This window comes from Thermomicrobiales bacterium (assembly GCA_041390825.1).
Classification (GTDB): domain Bacteria; phylum Chloroflexota; class Chloroflexia; order Thermomicrobiales; family UBA6265; genus JAMLHN01.
Window position 1 is genome coordinate 1 of the sequence record JAWKPF010000078.1, and the last position, 3,642, is coordinate 3,642.

At 63.7% G+C, this 3,642-nt stretch carries 2 protein-coding genes; both read left to right on the forward strand.

Annotated features, from left to right (window positions below):
- The first annotated feature begins 255 nt into the window (after positions 1-255).
- Positions 256-1,638, forward strand: coding sequence for a hypothetical protein (locus R2855_19940; GenBank protein MEZ4533277.1), 1,383 nt, complete (start codon positions 256-258; stop codon positions 1,636-1,638).
- 332 nt (positions 1,639-1,970) lie between these two features.
- The coding region (locus tag R2855_19945; protein MEZ4533278.1) for a carboxylesterase family protein at positions 1,971-3,642 on the forward strand (1,672 nt) is incomplete at its 3' end.

Sequence of the window (3,642 nt, forward strand, 5' to 3'; positions counted from 1 at the left end):
GCTCACCCATCTCGGCGCATCACCCGGCGAGCTCGACATTCTTCGCATGTACGACCGCCGGGACTAACCCCATTCAAGACTCCGAACTCCGGCCCCCGGACTCCGGACTCCGGCCCCCAACCCCCAGCCCCGGACCCTGGACCCTGGACCCTGGACTCCAAGAGACCACCTACCCATCTCCACATCCTCACGCGATCGGCGAAAATGCCGTTCACGCCATCGCGGCGCTGTTCGCTTGCTATTCAGGAGCACTGGATGACATCGGTTCCTTCGAAGACGACACGCTGTCGCTTTGGCGTCGCCACTCGCGACGTTACGCCCCCGCTCAATGCCTACGGCCGCTGGTGGGGCGCGGCGCTCCACGACAAGAAGCTGGGTGTGCATAAGCCGCTGCTTGCCTCGGCGGCCGTCATTTCCCCCATCGACGGTGACGGCGATCCGCTGGTGCTCGCCACCATCGACAATTGCGTCTTTGCCTGGCAGGACGAAGCAGCGCTTCGCGCAGCCATCCGGCAACGCGCCGGTCTCCCGGAAGCAAACCTCCTCCTCTCTCCGTCGCATTCGCACTCCAGCGCCAATATCAACACCGCCAATCCCCATCTCCCCGGCGGCGAAGAAGCGCAGCCCTATCTCGATTTCGTCGCCCGCGCGATCGGCGACGCGATCGACGATGCCCGGCACAAATCGGCCCCGGCCTGGATCACCTGGGGAACCGGAACCTGCACGCTCGCGAAAAACCGCGACTTCTGGGACGAGTCCGCGCAGAGCTTTGCCTGCGGGTTCAATCCCAACGGCCCGCAGGACGATACGCTGCTCGTTGGCCGCGTCACCGCTGACGACGGCGCGATCCAAAGCGTGATCTTCAACTACGCCTGTCACCCTACCACCTTGGCCTGGGACAACGACCTCTTCTCTCCCGACTACGTCGGTGCCGCGCGCGAGATCGTGAGTGGTATCTACGGCGCGCCCGCGCTCTTCCTGCAAGGCGCATCTGGCGAGCTCGGACCGCGCGAAAGCTATGTCGGCGACACCGCCATTGCCGACCGCAACGGTCGCCAGCTCGGCTATGCCGTCGCCAGCACGATGGAATCGCTCCCCCCCGCAGGCACCGAATTCGTCTACGAAGGGTTGCGCAAGTCGGGCGCCGATCTCGGCATCTGGTCCGACCACCCACTCTCCGATGCGGCTATCGCGAACGCCTCGCAACTGAACGCAGCCAGGATCACCGTGCCGGTCGGGCTCATCGACATGCCCACGGTCGCGGAGTTGGAGGCATCGCTGGCGGAATGTGAGGATCGGGTCATTCAGGAGCGGCTGCGCCGCTTCATCGGCAAACGCCGCGGGGTGGGCGACGGCGCTACATTCGATTTTCCGCTCTGGTTCTGGCGTCTGGGCGACGCCATTGTGGTCGCCATACCAGGCGAAGCCTATTCCGTTTTCCAAATCGCGCTGCGAGCGGCGTTCCCCGACAACCCGGTCATGGTGTTGGGTGTGACCAACGGCGGCGTCGGCTATCTCCCGCCCAGCGATCGCTACGCTGAGCAGACGCTCTACCAGGTTTGGCAATCACCCTACGCGGCGGGATGCCTGGAGGCCGTCACGGCCGCCGCCGAAACGCAGATTCGCGCGATGCTTTAGGCAACGCCCAGCCATCCCACGCGGTAGCCCGCGTAGCAGGCGCCGCCATCGAACGGGCGGCGAGTGGAGGCCTCGGCAGCATAGACAACGGGTCCAGCAGGTGAGTGCTGGACCCGTTGTACCAGCGTGCATGAGGCGGTCATGAATTACTGGTACGTACCAGTATATCCGCCCATGACCCTCAATGCAATACCTGTGTATACAATTCGATCAGTGCCGAGATTCCCATGCCCGTGGGCGAAGCATCGACCGATGTTCGTCCGCTCGTCACGCCCCAGTACGATCTCGAAGTGCATGTACAAGACAGCGGATTTCGTTGCGATGGAGGCCTCATGACCAACACGTTTACCCGGCAAACCGCAACCCGCCGCACGTTGCTGAGCGGTGCAGTTTCTGGGGCTGCCGTGGCTGCGCTCGGTCACCTCGACGCTCACGAATCCATCGCGCAGGATGCCTCTCCGGTTGTCTCGCCAATTGCCCTGACCGACGCAGTCGAAACCTCCAGCGGCCCGGTCGTCGGCGTGGTCGCAGACGGTGTCGCTTCCTTCAAGGGCATTCCATATACCGTTCCGCTCACCGGCGAGCTCCGCTGGACCCCACCCCAGGCAATGACGCCCTGGACCGATCCGCTGCAGGCACTTGATTTCTGTCACGACTGCATGCAGGTGGTCGGTGCGGAGCGGCTCGCCACCGAGCCATCGGAAGACTGCCTCTGCCTGAACGTCTGGCGTCCATACGGCGATGTGATGATCGATGCGCTGCTGCCGGGGCTGGTCTGGATTCACGGCGGCGGCTACGTCGGCGGGGGATCGTCGATTCCCTGGTTCGACGGCAGCCAATTCGCCCGCCATGGCATGGTCGTCATCACGTTCAACTACCGATTGGGACGATTCGGATTCTTCGCGCCATCCGCATTACTGGACAACACCGAAACTCCCTACGCCAACTACGGCTACCTCGACCAAATCGCGGTACTGCGCTGGGTACAGGAGAACATATCCGACTTTGGTGGCGACCCGTCCCGCGTCACGCTCATGGGCGAATCGGCCGGCGGTGCGTCGGTCGTCCATCTCATGACGTCGCCGTATCTCGAGGATGGTCTCTTTCAACAAGCAGTCATCTTGTCGGGTGGGGGGCGCCTGGCGCTCCTCGACCGCTCGATGGACCGCGAATCGCTGACAAGCCTATCTGCCCCCACGGTCGACAATCTCTTCGCCGCCTCGGTTGGCGTTACCGGCTCCGGCCAGGCGGCGCTGGACGAGCTGCGATCCATGTCGGCCGAGAAGCTCGTGGATGATCTCGATCTGGAGAAACTGGGGCGGCGCAAGTTGGTCGGCGGGTCGCTGGTTGGCGTGCCAACCACTGATGGCGAGATCGTCTCCGGGCAACCTGGCGATCACTTTCTGGACGGCACCGCCAAGTCGATGCCAGTCATCATCGGCACCACCGCCATCGACGTGCCCACCCATTTCCCTCCGAGCAAGGTACGCCCGCTCTCCTGGTTCGGACCGGACGAAGCGGCCGCCCGGGAAGCTTATGGTTTCGGCGATGATCGTTTCCTCGGGCCGAGTGACTTGGTTGCCCTGAATCTCGCCATCGGCGCCGACATGACCATGCATGAGCCCGCGCATTTCATCGCGAGCACCATGCAACAGGCCGGGTACGACTCCTGGGTCTATCGCTTCACCTATACCGCCGAATCGACGCGCCCGAAATCAACCGCTCAGATACATGCCGGCGAGCTCCCGTTTCTCTTCGACAATCTCGAGGCCCACTACGGCGATGTGGTAACCGACAACGACCAGGCCACCGCCACCGCATTCAACACCTATGTCGCGAACTTCGTGAAGAGTGGCGACCCGAACGGCGCCGGCTTGCCAGAATGGCCCCCCGTCACCCCATCGGAGTTCGAAGTCATGAACTTCACCCTGGACGACGGCCCGGTCTTTGGCCCAGACCCTCGCACATCCGTCGCGCTGGTAGCCGCCGCCCGGGAGCGCCACG